The 16,257-nt window shown below is 67.8% G+C and carries 28 protein-coding genes; all 28 read left to right on the plus strand.

Annotated features, from left to right (window positions below; translation table 11 throughout):
* Positions 1–9: 9 nt before the first annotated feature.
* Complete coding sequence (gene rplB, locus CLV63_RS22450) at positions 10–843, plus strand: 50S ribosomal protein L2 (protein ID WP_106585162.1); 834 nt, start codon at positions 10–12, stop codon at positions 841–843.
* A gap of 12 nt (positions 844–855) precedes the next feature.
* Positions 856–1,134, plus strand: a complete 279-nt coding sequence (gene rpsS / locus CLV63_RS22455) for a 30S ribosomal protein S19 (protein ID WP_106585163.1) — start codon at positions 856–858, stop codon at positions 1,132–1,134.
* Positions 1,135–1,206: 72 nt separating this feature from the next.
* On the plus strand, positions 1,207–1,581 hold the full coding sequence (rplV, locus tag CLV63_RS22460) for a 50S ribosomal protein L22 (protein ID WP_106585257.1): 375 nt from the start codon (positions 1,207–1,209) through the stop codon (positions 1,579–1,581).
* Positions 1,581–2,417: a 30S ribosomal protein S3 gene (gene rpsC, locus CLV63_RS22465; RefSeq protein ID WP_106585164.1), complete on the plus strand. Its 837-nt coding sequence runs from the start codon at positions 1,581–1,583 to the stop codon at positions 2,415–2,417. Before rplV ends, rpsC begins: the two co-directional genes overlap by 1 nt.
* Positions 2,418–2,420: 3 nt before the next feature.
* Positions 2,421–2,837, plus strand: a complete 417-nt coding sequence (gene rplP, locus CLV63_RS22470) for a 50S ribosomal protein L16 (RefSeq protein ID WP_106585165.1) — start codon at positions 2,421–2,423, stop codon at positions 2,835–2,837.
* A complete protein-coding gene (gene rpmC / locus CLV63_RS22475; protein WP_106585166.1) occupies positions 2,837–3,091 on the plus strand; it encodes a 50S ribosomal protein L29 in 255 nt (84 codons plus the stop codon). The genes rplP and rpmC overlap by 1 nt, the downstream gene beginning before the upstream one ends.
* A complete protein-coding gene (gene rpsQ / locus CLV63_RS22480) occupies positions 3,088–3,372 on the plus strand; it encodes a 30S ribosomal protein S17 (RefSeq protein WP_106585167.1) in 285 nt (94 codons plus the stop codon). The genes rpmC and rpsQ overlap by 4 nt, the downstream gene beginning before the upstream one ends.
* A 107-nt stretch (positions 3,373–3,479) precedes the next feature.
* Complete coding sequence (rplN, locus tag CLV63_RS22485; protein ID WP_106585168.1) at positions 3,480–3,848, plus strand: 50S ribosomal protein L14; 369 nt, start codon at positions 3,480–3,482, stop codon at positions 3,846–3,848.
* Positions 3,849–3,851: 3 nt separating this feature from the next.
* On the plus strand, positions 3,852–4,157 hold the full coding sequence (rplX, locus tag CLV63_RS22490) for a 50S ribosomal protein L24 (protein WP_106585169.1): 306 nt from the start codon (positions 3,852–3,854) through the stop codon (positions 4,155–4,157).
* On the plus strand, positions 4,157–4,732 hold the full coding sequence (rplE, locus tag CLV63_RS22495) for a 50S ribosomal protein L5 (RefSeq protein ID WP_106585170.1): 576 nt from the start codon (positions 4,157–4,159) through the stop codon (positions 4,730–4,732). The genes rplX and rplE overlap by 1 nt, the downstream gene beginning before the upstream one ends.
* A gap of 13 nt (positions 4,733–4,745) precedes the next feature.
* Complete coding sequence (locus CLV63_RS22500) at positions 4,746–4,931, plus strand: type Z 30S ribosomal protein S14 (RefSeq protein WP_106585171.1); 186 nt, start codon at positions 4,746–4,748, stop codon at positions 4,929–4,931.
* A 266-nt stretch (positions 4,932–5,197) separates the two neighbouring features.
* A complete protein-coding gene (rpsH, locus tag CLV63_RS22505) occupies positions 5,198–5,596 on the plus strand; it encodes a 30S ribosomal protein S8 (RefSeq protein WP_106585172.1) in 399 nt (132 codons plus the stop codon).
* Between the two features lie 16 nt (positions 5,597–5,612).
* Complete coding sequence (gene rplF / locus CLV63_RS22510; RefSeq protein WP_106585173.1) at positions 5,613–6,149, plus strand: 50S ribosomal protein L6; 537 nt, start codon at positions 5,613–5,615, stop codon at positions 6,147–6,149.
* Positions 6,150–6,151: 2 nt separating this feature from the next.
* On the plus strand, positions 6,152–6,538 hold the full coding sequence (rplR, locus tag CLV63_RS22515; RefSeq protein ID WP_106585174.1) for a 50S ribosomal protein L18: 387 nt from the start codon (positions 6,152–6,154) through the stop codon (positions 6,536–6,538).
* Between the two features lie 49 nt (positions 6,539–6,587).
* Positions 6,588–7,190, plus strand: coding sequence for a 30S ribosomal protein S5 (gene rpsE, locus CLV63_RS22520; RefSeq protein WP_106585175.1), 603 nt, complete (start codon positions 6,588–6,590; stop codon positions 7,188–7,190).
* 2 nt (positions 7,191–7,192) lie between these two features.
* Entirely contained in the window at positions 7,193–7,378 is a 186-nt protein-coding gene (gene rpmD, locus CLV63_RS22525) for a 50S ribosomal protein L30 (RefSeq protein ID WP_106585176.1), read from the plus strand.
* Positions 7,375–7,839 carry a 50S ribosomal protein L15 gene (rplO, locus tag CLV63_RS22530; protein WP_106585177.1) on the plus strand — a complete coding sequence of 155 codons (465 nt, stop codon included), beginning with the start codon at positions 7,375–7,377 and terminating at the stop codon, positions 7,837–7,839. Before rpmD ends, rplO begins: the two co-directional genes overlap by 4 nt.
* Before the next feature lie 338 nt (positions 7,840–8,177).
* Positions 8,178–9,494 carry a preprotein translocase subunit SecY gene (secY, locus tag CLV63_RS22535; RefSeq protein WP_106585178.1) on the plus strand — a complete coding sequence of 439 codons (1,317 nt, stop codon included), beginning with the start codon at positions 8,178–8,180 and terminating at the stop codon, positions 9,492–9,494.
* A complete protein-coding gene (locus CLV63_RS22540; RefSeq protein ID WP_106585179.1) occupies positions 9,495–10,151 on the plus strand; it encodes an adenylate kinase in 657 nt (218 codons plus the stop codon).
* Complete coding sequence (map, locus tag CLV63_RS22545; RefSeq protein ID WP_106585180.1) at positions 10,151–10,975, plus strand: type I methionyl aminopeptidase; 825 nt, start codon at positions 10,151–10,153, stop codon at positions 10,973–10,975. The genes CLV63_RS22540 and map overlap by 1 nt, the downstream gene beginning before the upstream one ends.
* Positions 10,976–11,168: 193 nt before the next feature.
* On the plus strand, positions 11,169–11,636 hold the full coding sequence (locus CLV63_RS22550) for a DUF1707 domain-containing protein (protein ID WP_106585181.1): 468 nt from the start codon (positions 11,169–11,171) through the stop codon (positions 11,634–11,636).
* 285 nt (positions 11,637–11,921) lie between these two features.
* Positions 11,922–12,143, plus strand: coding sequence for a translation initiation factor IF-1 (infA, locus tag CLV63_RS22555; RefSeq protein ID WP_017593374.1), 222 nt, complete (start codon positions 11,922–11,924; stop codon positions 12,141–12,143).
* 64 nt (positions 12,144–12,207) lie between these two features.
* Positions 12,208–12,321 carry a 50S ribosomal protein L36 gene (gene rpmJ, locus CLV63_RS22560; protein ID WP_106585182.1) on the plus strand — a complete coding sequence of 38 codons (114 nt, stop codon included), beginning with the start codon at positions 12,208–12,210 and terminating at the stop codon, positions 12,319–12,321.
* A gap of 216 nt (positions 12,322–12,537) precedes the next feature.
* Positions 12,538–12,918, plus strand: coding sequence for a 30S ribosomal protein S13 (rpsM, locus tag CLV63_RS22565; protein WP_106585258.1), 381 nt, complete (start codon positions 12,538–12,540; stop codon positions 12,916–12,918).
* A 73-nt stretch (positions 12,919–12,991) separates the two neighbouring features.
* Positions 12,992–13,396 (plus strand): 30S ribosomal protein S11, encoded by a 405-nt coding sequence (gene rpsK / locus CLV63_RS22570; protein WP_106585183.1) that lies wholly within the window; start codon positions 12,992–12,994, stop codon positions 13,394–13,396.
* A 161-nt stretch (positions 13,397–13,557) separates the two neighbouring features.
* Positions 13,558–14,580 carry a DNA-directed RNA polymerase subunit alpha gene (locus CLV63_RS22575; RefSeq protein ID WP_106585184.1) on the plus strand — a complete coding sequence of 341 codons (1,023 nt, stop codon included), beginning with the start codon at positions 13,558–13,560 and terminating at the stop codon, positions 14,578–14,580.
* Positions 14,581–14,653: 73 nt separating this feature from the next.
* The gene (gene rplQ, locus CLV63_RS22580; RefSeq protein ID WP_106585185.1) at positions 14,654–15,232 is read left to right on the plus strand and encodes a 50S ribosomal protein L17; all 579 of its coding nucleotides are present in this window, start codon (positions 14,654–14,656) and stop codon (positions 15,230–15,232) included.
* 77 nt (positions 15,233–15,309) lie between these two features.
* Complete coding sequence (gene truA / locus CLV63_RS22585) at positions 15,310–16,143, plus strand: tRNA pseudouridine(38-40) synthase TruA (protein WP_245928983.1); 834 nt, start codon at positions 15,310–15,312, stop codon at positions 16,141–16,143.
* Positions 16,144–16,257: the final 114 nt, after the last annotated feature.

Genomic DNA, 16,257 nt, shown 5'->3' on the forward strand with positions numbered 1-16,257 from the left:
GCGAAGAAGATGGGCATTCGTAAGTACAAGCCGACGACACCGGGTCGCCGCGGATCGAGCGTGAGCGACTTCGTCGAGGTCACACGTTCGACCCCGGAGAAGTCCCTGGTCCGTCCGCTTCACTCCAAGGGCGGGCGCAACGGCCACGGCCGTATCACAGCCCGCCACCAGGGCGGCGGTCACAAGCGCGCGTACCGCGTGATCGACTTCCGCCGCCACGACAAAGACGGCGTTCCCGCCAAGGTCGCACACATCGAGTACGACCCCAACCGGACCGCCCGGATCGCCCTGCTGCACTACGTCGACGGCGAGAAGCGCTACATCCTCGCGCCGGCCGGCCTCAAGCAGGGAGCCCGCGTCGAGAACGGCCCCAACGCCGACATCAAGCCGGGCAACTGCCTCCCGCTGCGCAACATCCCCACGGGTACGTTCGTGCACGCGGTCGAGCTGAAGCCCGGCGGCGGCGCCAAACTGGGCCGCTCCGCGGGATCGCAGATCCAGCTCCTGGCGAAGGAGGGCAACTACGCCACGCTGCGCATGCCCTCTGGTGAGATGCGCCAGGTCGAGGTCACCTGCCGGGCGACCGTCGGCCAGGTCGGCAACGCCGAGCAGTCCAACATCAGCTGGGGCAAGGCCGGCCGCATGCGGTGGAAGGGCAAGCGCCCGACCGTCCGCGGTGTCGCCATGAACCCGGTCGACCACCCGCTCGGCGGTGGCGAGGGCAAGAGCTCGGGTGGCCGCCACCCGGTCAGCCCGTGGGGCCAGCCCGAGGGCCGTACCCGCAAGCCCGGCAAGGCCAGCGACCGGCTCATCGTGCGTCGGCGTAGCAAGAAGAAGCGGTAAGGAGCACGTCTGATGCCACGTAGCCTTAAGAAGGGCCCCTTCGTCGACGACCACCTGGTGAAGAAGGTGGAAGGGCAGAACGAGAAGGGCACCAAGAACGTCATCAAGACGTGGTCGCGCCGCTCCATGATCATCCCGGAGATGATCGGGCACACGATCGCCGTCCACGACGGGCGCAAGCACGTTCCCGTGTTCGTGTCGGAGTCGATGATCGGCCACAAGCTCGGTGAGTTCGCTCCCACGCGCACTTTCCGCAGCCACGTCAAGGAAGACCGCCGTAGCCGCCGTTAGCGGTTGCACGAGTAATGAGCCATGTTCCCCATGGTGAATGGGGATGAGAGTTCCGTGAGCGAGGGAAAAGCGATGGGAACGAGGGCACAGGCACGGTTTGTCCGTGTTACGCCCCGGAAGGCCCGCCGAGTGGTGGACCTTATTCGCGGGCTGCCCGCTGACGAGGCACAGGCGGTGCTCCGGTTCGCGCCGCAGGCGGCGAGTGAACCGGTGGGCAAGGTGCTCGCGAGCGCCATCGCCAACGCCGAGCACAACGACAAGCTCGACCGCGGGTCGTTGGTGATCAGCCGGGCGTGGGTGGACGAAGGTCCGACCCTGAAGCGCATCAGGCCGCGCGGTTTCGGCCGTGCGTTCCGGGTCACCAAGCGAACCAGCCACATCACCGTGGTCGTCGAGACGCGCGAGAGCGCCGGCGCCTCGTCCAAGACGAAGGAAAGGACCCGATAGTGGGCCAGAAGGTCAACCCGCACGGGTTCCGACTCGGTATCTCCACCGACTACAAGAGCCGGTGGTATGCGGATAAGCTGTACAAGGACTACGTCAAGGAAGACGTTGCGATCCGCCGGCTGCTGAACCAGAACATGGAGCGCGCCGGCATCTCCAAGATCGAGATCGAGCGCACCCGCGACCGCGTCCGCGTCGACATCCACACCGCCCGGCCGGGCATCGTCATCGGCCGCCGCGGCGTCGAGGCCGACCGCATCCGCACCAACCTCGAGAAGCTGACCAAGAAGCAGATTCAGCTCAACATCATCGAGGTCAAGAACCCCGAGATCGACGCGCAGTTGGTCGCTCAGGGTGTGGCGGAGCAGCTGTCCAGCCGTGTCGCGTTCCGTCGGGCGATGCGCAAGGCGATGCAGAGCGCCATGAAGAGCGGCGCCAAGGGCATCCGTATCCAGTGCGGTGGCCGGCTCGGCGGCGCGGAGATGTCGCGCTCCGAGTTCTACCGCGAAGGCCGTGTCCCGCTGCACACGCTCCGCGCCGACATCGACTACGGCTTCTTCGAGGCCCGTACGACGTTCGGCCGCATCGGCGTGAAGGTGTGGATCTACAAGGGCGACGCTCCGGCGACCCGCGCCGAGCGCGAGGCCGCGGCTGCCGCCGCGCAGCGCGCTCCGGGCGGCGGCGCCGGCGCCGCAGGCAAGGGCGGGCGCGAGCGTCCGCAGCGCCGCCGCCGTCCGCAGGGCGGAGCGCCGGGCCAGCCCGACGCCGCCAAGGCCGGCGCAGCCGCTGAGGCCCCCGCGCCGCAGGCCGCCGAGAAGTCCGGGAACGAGGAGAGCTGACCGATGCTCATTCCCCGTAAGGTCAAGTACCGCAAGCAGCACCACCCCGACCTCAGCGGTCGCGCCAAGGGTGGCACCAGGGTCAACTTCGGTGAGTTCGGCATCCAGGCACTGGAGTCCGCCTACGTCACCAACCGGCAGATCGAGTCGGCGCGTATCGCGATGACCCGGCACATCCGCCGTGGCGGCAAGGTGTGGATCACGATCTTCCCGGACCGCCCGCTGACCAAGAAGCCCGCCGAGACCCGCATGGGTTCCGGCAAGGGTTCGCCGGAATGGTGGGTCGCCCCGGTCAAGCCCGGACGCGTGATGTTCGAGCTGTCCGGTGTGCCGGAGGAGATCGCGAAGGAAGCGATGCGCCGCGCCATGCACAAGCTGCCCATGAAGTGCAAGTTCGTGAAGCGAGAGGCGGGGGAGTAATGGCAAAGTCCCTGACCGCCAGTGAGCTGCGCGGGCAGTCCGTCGAGGATCTGACCGGCAAGCTCAAAGAGGCGAAGGAAGAGCTGTTCAACCTCCGCTTCCAGGCCGCCACCGGGCAGCTCGACAACCACGGCCGGCTCCGTGTCGTCAAGCGTGAGATCGCGCGGATCTACACGGTCATGCGGGAGCACGAACTCGGCATCATGCCGCTGACCGGTGAGTCGGCTGAGGAGACGAAGGAAGCAGCCGAATGAGCGAAGAGAAGGCCCTGACTCGCGACCACGAGCGCAACTACCGCAAGGTGCGCGAGGGCCTGGTCGTCAGCGACAAGATGGACAAGACCGTGGTCGTCGAGGTGGAAGACCGCATCAAGCACGCCATGTACGGCAAGGTCATCCGCCGCACCACCAAGTACAAGGCGCACGACGAGCAGAACAGCTGCGGCGTCGGCGACCGGGTCCGTCTCATGGAGACCCGCCCGATGTCGGCGACCAAGCGCTGGCGCATCGTGGAGATCCTGGAGAAGGCCAAGTAAATTCCGCCGGCTCGGCGGCCGATTCGTGGAGATCGGCCGCCGCCGGGCGGTATCGAGCAACTGCCATGCGCGAGCCGTGAACTCGCGCGCAGAAATCAGGAGCAGACGTGATTCAGCAGGAGTCGCGACTCAAGATCGCCGACAACACGGGTGCCAAGGAAATCTTGACCATCCGCGTCCTCGGCGGCTCGGGTCGGCGCTACGCGGGTATCGGCGACATCATCGTGGCGACGGTGAAGGACGCGCTTCCCAACGCCGGCGTGAAAAAGGGCGATGTCGTCAAGGCCGTCGTGGTGCGCACCAGTAAGGAGCGCCGCCGGCCCGACGGCTCCTACATCCGCTTCGATGAGAACGCCGCCGTGCTCATCAAGGACGGTGGGGACCCGCGAGGCACCCGTATCTTCGGCCCGGTAGGGCGTGAGCTGCGGGACAAGAAGTTCATGCGCATCATTTCGCTTGCGCCGGAGGTGCTCTAGGCGATGAAGATCAAGAAGGACGACGAGGTCATCGTCATCGCCGGCAAGGACAAGGGTGCCACGGGGAAGGTCATCAAGTCCCTCCCCAAGGAGAACCGGGTCGTTGTCGAGGGTGTCAACCTCATCAAGAAGCACAAGAAGGCGAACCAGGCGGGCGGCCAGCAGGGTGAGGTCGTCACCCAGGAGGCGTCGATCCACGTGAGCAACGTGGCACTGGCCGAGGACGGCAAGGCCACCCGCGTCGGATACCGCTTCGAGGAAGACGGAACCAAGGTTCGGGTCTCCCGCCGCAGTGGTAAGGACATCTGATGACGGTCACGAACGACACCGCCGCCCCGGCGATGCCGCGCCTCAAGGAGAAGTACCGCGCCGAGATCATCCCGGCGCTGCGCTCCGAGTTCGACATCGCCAACATCATGCAGGTCCCCGGGCTCACCAAGATCGTGGTGAACATGGGGGTCGGCGAGGCCGCGCGCGACGCGAAGCTGATCCAGGGCGCCATCGCCGACATCCAGGCCATCACCGGGCAGAAGCCGAAGGTGAACCGGGCCAAGAACTCCATCGCGCAGTTCAAGCTGCGCGAGGGCCAGCCGATCGGCGTCAGCGTCACGCTGCGCGGCGACCGGATGTGGGAGTTCCTGGACCGGCTGCTCTCCCTCGCGCTGCCCCGGATCCGCGACTTCCGCGGCCTGTCGCCGAAGCAGTTCGACGGCCGCGGGAACTACACGTTCGGTCTGACCGAGCAGGTCATGTTCCACGAGGTCGACCCCGACAAGATCGACCGTCCCCGCGGGATGGACATCACGGTCGTCACCACGGCGACCGACAACGACCAGGGCCGCTACCTGCTCAAGCAGCTCGGCTTCCCGTTCAAGGACGCCTGAGGAGACCACAGGTATGGCGAAGAAGGCACTGATCGCTAAGGCGAACCGGAAGCAGAAGTTCGAGGTTCGCACGTATACTCGTTGCTCGCGGTGCGGCCGTCCGCGCGCCGTCTTCAGGAAGTTCGGCCTCTGCCGTATCTGCTTCCGCGAGATGGCGCACCGGGGCGAACTCCCGGGCATCGCCAAGTCAAGCTGGTAATACCATGGACCGGCCGACCCTGTGTTCCGCGGGTCGGCCGCCCCCATGGGGCCGGCGAGCGGCGCACTCTCGCCGCGGCGCGTCAGCGCCGAAAGAGATGACCAACAGATAGGGCACGGTGCGGTCCGCCAGGCGGACCGCGCACGCCCATGACCACGCCGCAGGTCCGATAGTGATCCGCCGCCGTGCTCGCACGCGGCGGAGCAGGCTCTGGGAAGGGCACTGTCCGCTCGTCGGAAACCGCAGTGAGGAAGGGCCATTCGGCCATGACGATGACCGACCCGATCGCAGACATGCTCACGCGTCTGCGCAACGCGAATTCGGCATACCACGACACCGTGGCGATGCCGTACTCGAAAATCAAGGCGCACATCGCCGAGATCCTCCAGCAGGAGGGCTACGTCCAGGGCTGGCGCGCCGAGGAGGCGACCGTCGGGCAGAGCCTCGTGGTCGACCTGAAGTACGGGCCGACCCGTGAGCGCTCCATCGCGGGCGTCCGCCGCGTCTCGAAGCCCGGCCTCCGCGTGTACGCGAAGAAGGACAACCTTCCGCGCGTCCTGGGTGGGCTCGGCGTCGCGATCATTTCGACGTCCGGCGGCCTGATGACCGACAAGCAGGCCAAAAAGCGCGGCGTGGGCGGCGAAGTCCTCGCCTACGTCTGGTAGAGGGAGAGATTTCAGCATGTCGCGTATCGGTCGACTGCCGATCTCGGTCCCGAAGGGCGTCGAAGTCACGATCAACGGGCAAGACGTCACCGTCAAGGGGTCGAAGGGCACACTGGCGCACACTGTCACCGAGCCGATCACCGTTTCGCTGGACGACGGCGAGTTCACGGTGCTCCGCCCGGACGACAAGCCCGAGAACCGCTCACTGCACGGGCTGACCCGTGCACTCATCGCGAACCTCATCGAGGGCGTCTCCAACGGGTACAGCAAGACCCTGGAGATCCACGGTGTGGGGTACCGCGTCGCAGCCAAGGGCGCGAACCTGGAGTTCTCGCTCGGCTACAGCCACCCCGTTGTGGTCGAGCCGCCGGAGGGCATCGCCTTCCGCGTCGAGAAGCCGACCGTGCTGCACGTCGACGGCATCGACAAGCAGCTGGTGGGCCAGGTCGCCGCGAACATCCGCGGTCTGCGCAAGCCCGACCCGTACAAGGCGAAGGGCGTGCGGTACAAGGGCGAGCACATCCGCCGCAAGGCCGGAAAGGCTGGTAAGTAAGCATGGCGAATCGCTCGACGCTGGCCCGCAAGGGGACGGCTACGCGTGCGGCTTCCCGTGCGCGCCGGCACATCCGGGTCCGCAAGAAGATCACCGGCACGACCGAGCGTCCGCGCCTGGTCGTGACCCGGTCGTCCAAGCACATGGTCGCGCAGATCGTCGACGACACCGTCGGCAAGACGCTGGTGTCGGCCTCGACGCTGGAGACCGGGATCCGTGCCGCCGAGGGCAAGAAGACCGACAAGTCGCAGCAGGTCGGCGAGTTGATCGCGCAGCGCGCGAAGGACGCCGGCATCGACACCGTCGTGTTCGACCGCTCCGGGCACAAGTACCACGGCCGCGTGGCCGCCCTTGCCGAGGGCGCGCGCTCCGGCGGACTGGAGTTCTAGGCATGGCTCCGGTCAAGAGCACTTTCATCCACGGGAAGAGGAACCACTGATGGCTGCAGCACCGCGGCGCGGCGCCGGCGGCGAACGGCGTGACCGCCGTGACGATCGCCGCGGCGGCGCCGCAGACAAGGGTGTCTCCTACATCGAGAAGGTCGTGACCATCAACCGGGTCGCGAAGGTCGTCAAGGGCGGTCGGCGCTTCAGCTTCACCGCGCTGGTCGTCGTCGGCGACGGCAACGGGATGGTCGGCGTCGGCTACGGCAAGGCCAAGGAAGTTCCCGCGGCCATTGCCAAGGGCGTCGAAGAGGCCAAGAAGAACTTCATCCGGGTGCCTCGGATCCAGGGCACGATCACGCACCGCGTCCAGGGCGAGGAGGCGGCCGGTGTCGTCCTGCTGCGTCCCGCCGCCCCGGGTACCGGTGTCATCGCCGGCGGTCCGGTGCGCGCCGTGCTGGAGTGCGCGGGGATCCACGACATCCTGAGCAAGTCGCTCGGGTCGTCCAACCCCATCAACATCGTGCACGCGACGGTCGCGGCCCTGAAGGGCCTCAACCAGCCCGAGGCGATCGCGGCCCGCCGCGGCCTGCCCATCGAGGACGTCGCCCCGGCGGCCATGCTGCGTGCCCGAGCGGAAGCCAAGGCGGGTGCCTGACAATGGCCAAGCTGAAGATCACGCAGACCCGTTCCAAGATCGGCGGTAAGCACAAGCAGCGCGAGAGCCTGCGGACGCTCGGTCTTGGCCGGATCGGCAAGTCCGTCGTCCGTGAGGACCGTCCCGAGGTTCGCGGGCAGATCACGATCGTCGCGCACCTCGTCAATGTCGAGGAGGTCGGGGAATGAACGACTACTCTCCCGACGCGCTGCTGAAGCTGCACCACCTGCGGCCGGCCCCCGGCGCCAACAAGGCCAAGACCCGCAAGGGCCGCGGCGAGGCGTCGAAGGGCAAGACCGCGGGTCGCGGCACCAAGGGCACCAAGGCCCGCGGCACCGTGCCCGTCGGCTTCGAGGGCGGCCAGATGCCGCTCATCCGCCGGGTGCCGAAGCTCAAGGGCTTCAGCAACGCGCGGTTCACGACCACCTACCAGGTGGTGAACCTGACCGCTCTGGGGAAGCTGTTCCCCGAGGGCGGTGAGGTGACCGTCGAGAGCCTGGTCGCCAAGGGCGCGGTTCGCAAGAACCAGCTCGTCAAGGTACTGGGCACCGGCGACATCTCGGTGGCGGTGCAGGTGAGCGTGCACGCGTTCTCCGCTTCCGCCAAGGAGAAGATCGCTGCCGCCGGCGGTACGGCCACCGAGCTGTAACCGGCACGGGAATGTGTCCGAAACGGGTCATCGGCGGTGTGAGCTGCACGGACCCTCGTTCGGGTGCTGACCGAGTGAGTTCATGGGGGCGTTCGCTGACTACACCCACTAGATTGGGTTAATCAGCGGGCGCCCTTCGGTGCTTGCGCCGGGTGGCGGGCATCCACAGTCCCTCGGATGCGCCGCCCTCGGCATGCCGCGGTTGGCTGCTAGGGTGCCATCCGCATGAAAGACTTCCGAGTTCGCCGCCGTGCAGGCGGTGAGCTGACGTTCAACGATTCAGGATCGGCCGCGATGTCTCGAATCGGTCCCGCCGCCGAAGCCTCGCAGGAGGAGACGTGCTAGGTGCGTTCGTCCGTGCGTTCCGCACGCCCGACCTGCGTAACAAGCTGCTGTTCACCATTTTCATCCTGACCGTCTTCCGCATCGGTTCGGTCGTGCCCGCGCCGGGCGTCGACTCCGCTGCGATCAAGCAGTGCCTGCAAAACGTGCAGGCGGCTGATGAGTCCGGCATCTATTCGCTGGTGAACCTGTTCAGCGGCGGTGCGCTGCTTCAGCTCGCGGTCTTCGCGACCGGCATCATGCCGTACATCACCGCGAGCATCATCCTGAACCTGCTGACCGTGGTCATCCCGCGGCTGGAGTCGCTGAAGAAGGAGGGGCAGGCCGGTCAGTCGAAGATCACGCAGTACACGCGTTATCTGACCCTCGGCCTCGCCGTGCTCCAGGCGACCAGCATCATCGCGATGGCCCGAACGGGGCAGCTCTTCCAGGGCAGTTGCCAACCGGCCCAGTACATGCCCGATCAGTCGATCCCGACCCTGGTCACCATGGTGCTGACCATGACGGCGGGCACCTGCATCGTCATGTGGTTCGGTGAGCTCATCACCGAGCGGGGTGTCGGCAACGGCATGTCGCTGCTGATCTTCGCGAGCATCGTCGCCGCGTTCCCCTCCTCGATCATGCGGATCTGGGAGGAGCAGAGCGAGTGGGTGTTCGCCCTCATCATCGTCGCCGGCCTGATCCTCATCGCGGGCGTGGTGTTCATCGAGCAGGCGCAGCGCCGCATCCCCGTGCAATACGCCAAGCGGATGGTGGGCCGCCGCATGTACGGCGGCAGTTCGACCTACATCCCGCTGAAGGTGAACCAGGCGGGTGTGATCCCGGTCATCTTCGCGTCCTCGCTGCTGTACCTGCCGCAGCTCGCGATCGGGCTCATCGGCCAGGACTCCAACCACCCGGTCGTGAAGTTCCTCTCGACCTACTTCAACCCCAACGGCACACATCCGGTCTACATGGCCACGTTCTTCGTGCTGATCGTCGGGTTCGCGTTCTTCTACGTCGCCATTACGTTCAACCCCACTGAAGTGGCCGACAACATGAAGAAGTACGGTGGGTTCATCCCAGCCATCAGGCCGGGGCGTCCGACCGCCGAGTACCTCGACTACGTGCTCACCCGGCTGACGACCCCCGGCTCGCTGTATCTGGGTCTGATCGCTCTGCTGCCGATGATGGCGCTGGGGGCCTCGGGTGCGAACGCGAGCTTCCCGTTCGGCGGTACGAGCATCCTGATCATGGTCGGTGTCGGGCTGGACACGGTGAAGCAGATCGAGTCTCACCTCCAGCAGAGGAACTACGAAGGTTTTCTGCGATAGATGCGTGCCGTACTGGTGGGACCTCCGGGGGCCGGCAAGGGTACCCAGGCCCAGATCCTGGCGACAGAACTGTCAATTCCGAAGGTGTCCACTGGCGACATCTTCCGTGCCAACGTCAGTGGCGGCACCGAGCTCGGCAAGCGGGCGAAGTCGTTCATGGACCGCGGTGACCTCGTCCCCGACGAGGTCACCAACGCCATGGTGCGCGACCGGCTCGCCGAGGACGACGCCCGCGACGGGTTCCTGCTCGACGGCTTCCCGCGCAACGTCGCCCAGGCCGAGACCCTCGACGCGATGCTCAAGGAGACCGAGCGCAGCCTCGACGTCGTCCTCGAGTTGAAGGTCGACGAGGAGGAGGTCGTCAAGCGGCTCTCCGGGCGGCGCACCTGCCGCTCCTGCGGGCACGTGCAGCACGTGCTGTTCGACCCGCCGGCGCGCGACGGCGTCTGCGACGTCGACGGCGGCGAGCTGTTCCAGCGCGACGACGACCGCGAGGAGACCATCCGGCACCGCCTGGAGGTCTACCGGGAGCAGACCGCCCCGCTGGTGTCGTTCTACGACGCCAAGGGCATCCTGGCCACCATCCAGGCCACCGGCTCCGTCGAGGACGTCACCGGCCGCGCCAAGAGTGCCCTGCGCGACGGCGCATTCGGCTGATGTTCCGCAAGACGGCACCCGAGGTGCAGCTCAAGACCCCGGCCGAGATCCAGCGGATGCGGGCGGCCGGCCGGATCGTCGCCGCGACGCTCGACACGCTGCGGGCGGCCGTCCAGCCGGGGATGACGACCCTCGACCTGGACGCCATCGCCGAGCAGAGCATCCGCGACGCCGGGGCCGTCCCGTCGTTCAAGGGCTACCAGGGGTTCACCGGCTCCATCTGCGCGTCGGTGAACGAGGAGATCGTGCACGGCATCCCGGGCCATGCCCGGGTGCTCGCCGAGGGCGACATCATCTCCATCGACTGCGGCGCGATCCTCGAGGGCTGGCACGGCGACTCCGCCATCACGGTGGCGGTCGGCACGCCGGCCGAGGGCGACGCCGCCGTCATGGCGGTGTGCGAGGAGTCGATGTGGCGCGGTATCGACGCCATGCGGCCCGGCAAGCGGCTCGGCGACATCGGACACGCCATCGACTCCTACATCCGCTCCCAGGGCCGGTTCGGCAACGTGCGCGAGTACGGCGGCCACGGCATCGGGACGGAGATGCACATGGATCCGCACGTGCTCAACTACGGCAAGCGGGGCGACGGCATCCCGCTGGTCGAGGGCATGTGCCTCGCCATCGAGCCCATGGTGAACCGCGGCAGCCGGCACTGGGTGCAACTGGCCGACGGCTGGACGGTGGTCACCCGCGACGGCGCGCGCTCCGCGCACTTCGAGCATTCGGTCGCCATCACGCCCGAAGGGCCGCTGGTGCTGACCGCGCGCACGGAGAACCGCGCGAAGATCGCCGCGATGGGCCTGCCCGACCCCGGGTTCTGACCCGTTCTCCTTCGGCCGTGTTCCGCTGCCTGTCGTGTCCCCGCCATAGGCCCAGTGTCGCGGTAGGGGGCGGGTAGGGGGCCGCACGTTCCCCGATGCTCCCGGGCCGCCGGGCTACTGAGGCTAGCCTTGGTACGCACTATGATGTGCTGTACGGGGCAGTAGACGAGCGGTTGCTGAGGATGGAGCGGGAATGTCCGAGATCTCCCCGGAGCTGCGGGCGTCCGATTCCGACCGCGACCGGGTGGCGAAGCTCCTCCAAGACCACTTCGCCGACGGCCGGTTGGAGAACGACGAGTTCAGCGAGCGGTTGGAAGGCGCCTATCAGGCGCGTACCCGCGGCGAGCTCGAAGCCCTCACGGAGGACCTGCCTGAGCGCGACCTTGCCGCACTGCCGAAGGAGACCCCGCAGCGCCCCGCGCAGCGTCCGGCGCACGGCACGTCGGCGGCCGGTGTCGCGCGCGACCCCGCGCTGATCATCCCGTGGGTGCTGTGGGGCGGCGTCAACACGCTCTGCTTCTCCATCTGGCTGATCCTGCTGCTCACCGGCGCGAGTTCGGGGTACCCGTGGTTCCTGTGGGTGCTCGGCCCGTGGGGGATCGTCATGGCGTTCATCACCATCGGCGTGGTCGCCACGCGGCGCAGCGACGTCGACTGGTAGGGCTGACGGCGCACTGCGGCCCGGCCGCGGGCCATGGCGTCGGCAGCGTCGGCGAGCGGGTAGACTTGGTCCGCCCACACGCGGGCTGTTGGGTCAGGCTGCCGGAATTCGCGATCATTCACCGCGTCGACGTATGCTAGTGCAGTTGACCTGATCTTCCAGTGTTCACACTCCTTATGGTTATGGGCGAGCAGTCGCGCTCGTGCCTTGGTGACCCTCGTCAACGAGGCTGGAGAACGCGTCGGGTCGATTCCATCAACCTAGTGATGAACGAGCGTGGAGGATATGGCCAAGAAAGACGGCGCCATCGAGATCGAGGGCTCCGTTATCGAGTCCCTGCCCAACGCTATGTTCCGAGTAGAGCTCGACAACGGGCACAAGGTCCTCGCCCACATCAGCGGCAAGATGCGGATGCACTACATCCGCATCCTCCCCGACGACCGCGTCGTCGTGGAGCTGAGCCCGTACGACCTCACGCGCGGGCGCATCGTTTACCGCTACAAGTAGTCCGCGACCCCGCCGCCCCGCCCATGGGGTCGGTCCGGGGCCGGGCACCGAGTACGGAGCCACAATGAAGGTCAAGCCGAGCGTCAAGAAGATCTGCGCCAAGTGCCGCGTGATCCGCCGCAACAACCGGATCATGGTCATTTGCTCAGACCCGCGGCACAAGCAGCGGCAGGGCTAGTACCCCCGCTCTTTTGGCGCACGCCGCCGCCGGAACGGATGTTCTGGCGGCGACCGATCGAAGTACACGTAAATCCTGTCCCGATTCCCTCGGGGCCCTTTCGGGCCCGCAGCGGGGGAACCACCCCCGGTCGGAGGCCGGGGCCTCGTCGATTGGGCGACGAGAGGATCTCGGGACGGGACAGACCTCCGCAGCCATGTGAAGGAGATCGCCCAGATGGCACGCATCGCAGGCGTCGATCTACCCCGCGACAAGCGGGTCGAGATCGCTCTCACCTACATTTTCGGAATCGGGCGCACCAGCTCCCGCGCCGCCCTTGAGAACACGGGCGTCAACCCCGACACCCGCGTCCACGCGCTCGGCGAGGACGAGCTCGTGAAGCTGCGCGACTGGATCGAAGCGAACTACCAGGTCGAGGGCGACCTGCGTCGTGAGGTGCAGGCCGACATCCGCCGCAAGATGGAGATCGGGTGCTACCAGGGCATCCGCCACCGCCGCGGCCTTCCCGTGCACGGTCAGCGCACGCAGACCAACGCGCGTACCCGCAAGGGCAAGAAGAAGACCGTGGCCGGCAAGAAGAAGGTCGGCAAGAAGTAGTCCGTCCGGACCCAGCAGTTTCTCGCAGTGTCCGGGAAAGCCAACGGACCGATGATCTTGGGAGTTTTCAGGAATGCCGCCTAAGGGCCGTCAGGGCGCAGCGCGCAAGGTGCGTCGCAAAGAGAAGAAGAATATCGTCCACGGGCATGCTCACATCAAGAGCACGTTCAACAACACGATCGTGAGCATCACCGACCCCACCGGTGCGGTGATCGCGTGGGCGAGTTCCGGGCAGGTCGGGTTCAAGGGCTCGCGCAAGTCCACCCCGTACGCCGCGCAGATGGCGGCCGAGGCCGCCGCCCGCCGCGCGCAGGAGCACGGCGTCCGCAAGGTCGACGTCTTCGTCAAGGGTCCCGGCTCCGGCCGCGAGACCGCCATCCGCTCGCTCCAGGCCACCGGCCTCGAAGTGGGCTCCATCCAGGACGTCACGCCCACCCCGCACAACGGGTGCCGTCCGCCCAAGCGCCGCCGGGTCTGACCCGAACGAAGGCGCGCGCCGCCAGGCCGTGTCCGGCCCGCCCGCCGAGGGTGCGGTGTGGATCCGGCCGTACGAGGTAGTAGTTGATTGAGGGCCCCGCGTCCGCGGGGCCCGCCAGTGGCCGTCATATAGCGGGCGGCCGTGGGAAAGGAATACGGATCATGCTGATCGCTCAGCGACCTTCGCTGTCCGAGGAGACGATCTCCGAGCACCGCTCCAAGTTCGTCGTCGAACCCCTGGAGCCGGGTTTCGGTTACACCATCGGCAACTCGCTGCGTCGTACCCTGCTGTCGTCCATCCCCGGTGCCGCGGTCACCAGCCTGCGCATCGAGGGTGTCGAGCACGAGTTCACCACCGTGCCCGGCGTCAAAGAGGACGTCACCGAGGTCATCCTGAACCTCAAGGGCCTCGTCGTCTCCTCGGAGCACGACGAGCCGGTCCTGATGTACCTCCGCAAGCAGGGCCCGGGTGTGGTGACCGCCGCCGACATCGCTCCGCCGGCGGGCGTCGAGGTGCACAACCCCGACCTCCACATCGCGACCCTGAACAGCAAGGGCAAGCTGGAGATGGAGCTGACGGTCGAGCGCGGCCGCGGTTACGTCTCGGCGACCCAGAACAAGCAGCCGGGCCAGGAGATCGGTCGCATCCCGATCGACTCGATCTACTCGCCGGTCCTGCGGGTCACCTACAAGGTCGAGGCCACGCGTGTCGAGCAGCGCACCGACTTCGACCGGCTGATCCTCGACGTCGAGAGCAAGCCCTCGATCCGCCCCCGCGACGCGGTGGCGAGCGCCGGCAAGACCCTGGTCGAGCTGTTCGGCCTGGCGCGCGAGCTCAACGTCGACGCCGAAGGCATCGACATGGGCCCGTCGCCGACCGACGCCGCGCTCGCCGCGGACCTGGCGCTGCCGATCGAGGACCTGAACCTGACGGTCCGTTCCTACAACTGCCTCAAGCGCGAGGGAATCCACAGCGTCGGCGAGCTCGTCGCCCGCTCCGAGCAGGACCTGTTGGATATAAGGAATTTCGGGGCGAAGTCCATCGACGAGGTCAAGCAGAAGCTCGTCGACATGGGCCTGTCGCTCAAGGACTCCCCGCCCGGATTCGACCCGAGCACGGCGGCCGACTCCTACGGTTCGGACGACGGGGACGAGGAGTCCTACGTCGAGACCGAGCAGTACTGATACCCCAAGACTCGTCGCAGAGGTTCACGGCCGAGTGCCAGGTCGAGAACCGCTTTTCTAGGAGAACCACACGATGCCCACGCCAACGAAGGGGCCCCGCCTGGGAGCCGGTCCGGCTCATGAGCGGCTCATGCTGGCGAACCTGGCGACCTCGCTGTTCCAGCACGGTCGTATCAAGACCACTGAGGCCAAGGCCAAGCGGCTGCGCCCGTTCGCCGAAAAGATGATCACCCTCGGCAAGCGGGGCGACCTGCACGCGCGCCGTCAGGTCATGCGGTCGATCCACGACAAGAGCGTCGTTCACGAGCTCTTCACCGCGATCGGCCCGCGCTTCGAGAACCGCCAGGGCGGCTACACCCGCATCACCAAGCTCGGCCCGCGCAAGGGCGACAACGCGCCCATGGCAGTGATCGAGCTGGTCGAGGCCCTGGCGGGTGCGCCCGTCAGGACCGCGCAGGCCGCACCGAGGTCGGCGGCCGCCGCCGACGCCGCTGCGGAGGTCGCCGAGGCCGAGGCCGCGGCAGCGTCCGACAAGGCCGAAGAGGCCGTCGAGGAGAAGCCGGAAGAGGCGGCTGAGGCTGCGGTCGACACGGCCGCCGACGCCGAGCAGCGCGCCGAAGACGCGCGCGGCGAGGCCGACGACAAGAAGTAGTCGCCGCTCTACCGCCGCAGGTGCCCGGTCCCCGTCGCGGGGCCGGGCACTTGCTGTTACCAGCCACGGGAGTACGCGTGAACGATGGGCCGCAGGTCCGGCTGCGTCTGGACATCTCCTACGACGGCACGGACTTCTCCGGCTGGGCGAGCCAGCCGGGGCTGCGCACCGTCCAGGGCACCCTCCAGGAGGCGCTGGGCCGTGTCCTGCGGCTCGCCCGCGAGCCGCAGGTGACGTGCGCCGGGCGCACCGACGCCGGGGTCCACGCGCGGGGCCAGGTCGGCGAGGTGGACGTGCCCGCCGAGGTGTGGGCGGCAGAGGGCGACCGGCTGCTGCGGCGGCTCGCCGGGGTGCTGCCGCCCGATGTCCGGGTGGCGCGGGTCGGCGCGGCGCCGGAGGGGTTCTCCGCCCGGTTCTCGCCGCTGTACCGGCGCTACGTGTACCGGGTGAGCGACGCCCCTGGCGGGGTCGATCCGCTGCGCCGCCGCGACGTCCTGTGGCACCGGCGCCCGCTGGACCGGGAGCGCATGAACGAGGCCGCCGCCGGGCTCGTGGGAGAGCACGACTTCGCCGCGTTCTGCCGCAAGCGGGAGGGCGCCACGACCATCAGGGAACTGCTGCGGTTCGACTGGGCCGCTGTGTCGGAGCACGGCTACGAGGCGACGGTCCAGGCCGACGCGTTCTGCCACAACATGGTCCGGGCCCTCGTCGGCGCGCTGCTGGCGGTGGGCGACGGGCGGCGCGGCACGGAGTGGCCGGGCAGGGTCCTCGATGCAGGCGTGCGGGACTCCGCTGTGCACGTGGTGGCGCCGCACGGGCTGTGCCTGGAGGAGGTGCGCTACCCGCCGGACGACGAGCTGGCGCGGCGGGCGGCGGCAACCCGCAGGGTGCGCGCCCTGCCGGGCGCCTGAGCGGCTGCTGGGGTACCGGCCTGGCCTGCCCGGTCAGGATGTGCTTCGGTGGTCGCTGCTGCGCAGCAGCGACCACCGAAGCACATCCTCTCGGCCGAAAGCCGGACCGGTACC

The organism is Murinocardiopsis flavida (assembly GCF_003014485.1).
Classification (GTDB): domain Bacteria; phylum Actinomycetota; class Actinomycetes; order Streptosporangiales; family Streptosporangiaceae; genus Murinocardiopsis; species Murinocardiopsis flavida.

Bases quoted from the DNA above. Each gene is read 5' to 3' on its own strand.
- rplO (WP_106585177.1), top strand. From the start codon at position 7,375: ATGAACGACTACTCTCCCGACGCGCTGCTGAAGCTGCACCACCTGCGG.
- rplE (WP_106585170.1), top strand. From the start codon at position 4,157: ATGACGGTCACGAACGACACCGCCGCCCCGGCGATGCCGCGCCTCAAG.
- rpmJ (WP_106585182.1), top strand. From the start codon at position 12,208: ATGAAGGTCAAGCCGAGCGTCAAGAAGATCTGCGCCAAGTGCCGCGTG.
- CLV63_RS22550 (WP_106585181.1), top strand. From the start codon at position 11,169: ATGTCCGAGATCTCCCCGGAGCTGCGGGCGTCCGATTCCGACCGCGAC.
- rplQ (WP_106585185.1), top strand. From the start codon at position 14,654: ATGCCCACGCCAACGAAGGGGCCCCGCCTGGGAGCCGGTCCGGCTCAT.
- rplF (WP_106585173.1), top strand. From the start codon at position 5,613: ATGTCGCGTATCGGTCGACTGCCGATCTCGGTCCCGAAGGGCGTCGAA.
- rpsH (WP_106585172.1), top strand. From the start codon at position 5,198: ATGACGATGACCGACCCGATCGCAGACATGCTCACGCGTCTGCGCAAC.
- CLV63_RS22500 (WP_106585171.1), top strand. From the start codon at position 4,746: ATGGCGAAGAAGGCACTGATCGCTAAGGCGAACCGGAAGCAGAAGTTC.
- rpsK (WP_106585183.1), top strand. From the start codon at position 12,992: ATGCCGCCTAAGGGCCGTCAGGGCGCAGCGCGCAAGGTGCGTCGCAAA.
- map (WP_106585180.1), top strand. From the start codon at position 10,151: ATGTTCCGCAAGACGGCACCCGAGGTGCAGCTCAAGACCCCGGCCGAG.
- infA (WP_017593374.1), top strand. From the start codon at position 11,922: ATGGCCAAGAAAGACGGCGCCATCGAGATCGAGGGCTCCGTTATCGAG.
- rpmD (WP_106585176.1), top strand. From the start codon at position 7,193: ATGGCCAAGCTGAAGATCACGCAGACCCGTTCCAAGATCGGCGGTAAG.
- rplV (WP_106585257.1), top strand. From the start codon at position 1,207: ATGGGAACGAGGGCACAGGCACGGTTTGTCCGTGTTACGCCCCGGAAG.
- rpmC (WP_106585166.1), top strand. From the start codon at position 2,837: ATGGCAAAGTCCCTGACCGCCAGTGAGCTGCGCGGGCAGTCCGTCGAG.
- rplX (WP_106585169.1), top strand. From the start codon at position 3,852: ATGAAGATCAAGAAGGACGACGAGGTCATCGTCATCGCCGGCAAGGAC.
- rpsS (WP_106585163.1), top strand. From the start codon at position 856: ATGCCACGTAGCCTTAAGAAGGGCCCCTTCGTCGACGACCACCTGGTG.
- rplP (WP_106585165.1), top strand. From the start codon at position 2,421: ATGCTCATTCCCCGTAAGGTCAAGTACCGCAAGCAGCACCACCCCGAC.
- rpsM (WP_106585258.1), top strand. From the start codon at position 12,538: ATGGCACGCATCGCAGGCGTCGATCTACCCCGCGACAAGCGGGTCGAG.
- rplB (WP_106585162.1), top strand. From the start codon at position 10: ATGGGCATTCGTAAGTACAAGCCGACGACACCGGGTCGCCGCGGATCG.
- rpsE (WP_106585175.1), top strand. From the start codon at position 6,588: ATGGCTGCAGCACCGCGGCGCGGCGCCGGCGGCGAACGGCGTGACCGC.
- CLV63_RS22540 (WP_106585179.1), top strand. From the start codon at position 9,495: ATGCGTGCCGTACTGGTGGGACCTCCGGGGGCCGGCAAGGGTACCCAG.
- rpsQ (WP_106585167.1), top strand. From the start codon at position 3,088: ATGAGCGAAGAGAAGGCCCTGACTCGCGACCACGAGCGCAACTACCGC.
- rplR (WP_106585174.1), top strand. From the start codon at position 6,152: ATGGCGAATCGCTCGACGCTGGCCCGCAAGGGGACGGCTACGCGTGCG.
- CLV63_RS22575 (WP_106585184.1), top strand. From the start codon at position 13,558: ATGCTGATCGCTCAGCGACCTTCGCTGTCCGAGGAGACGATCTCCGAG.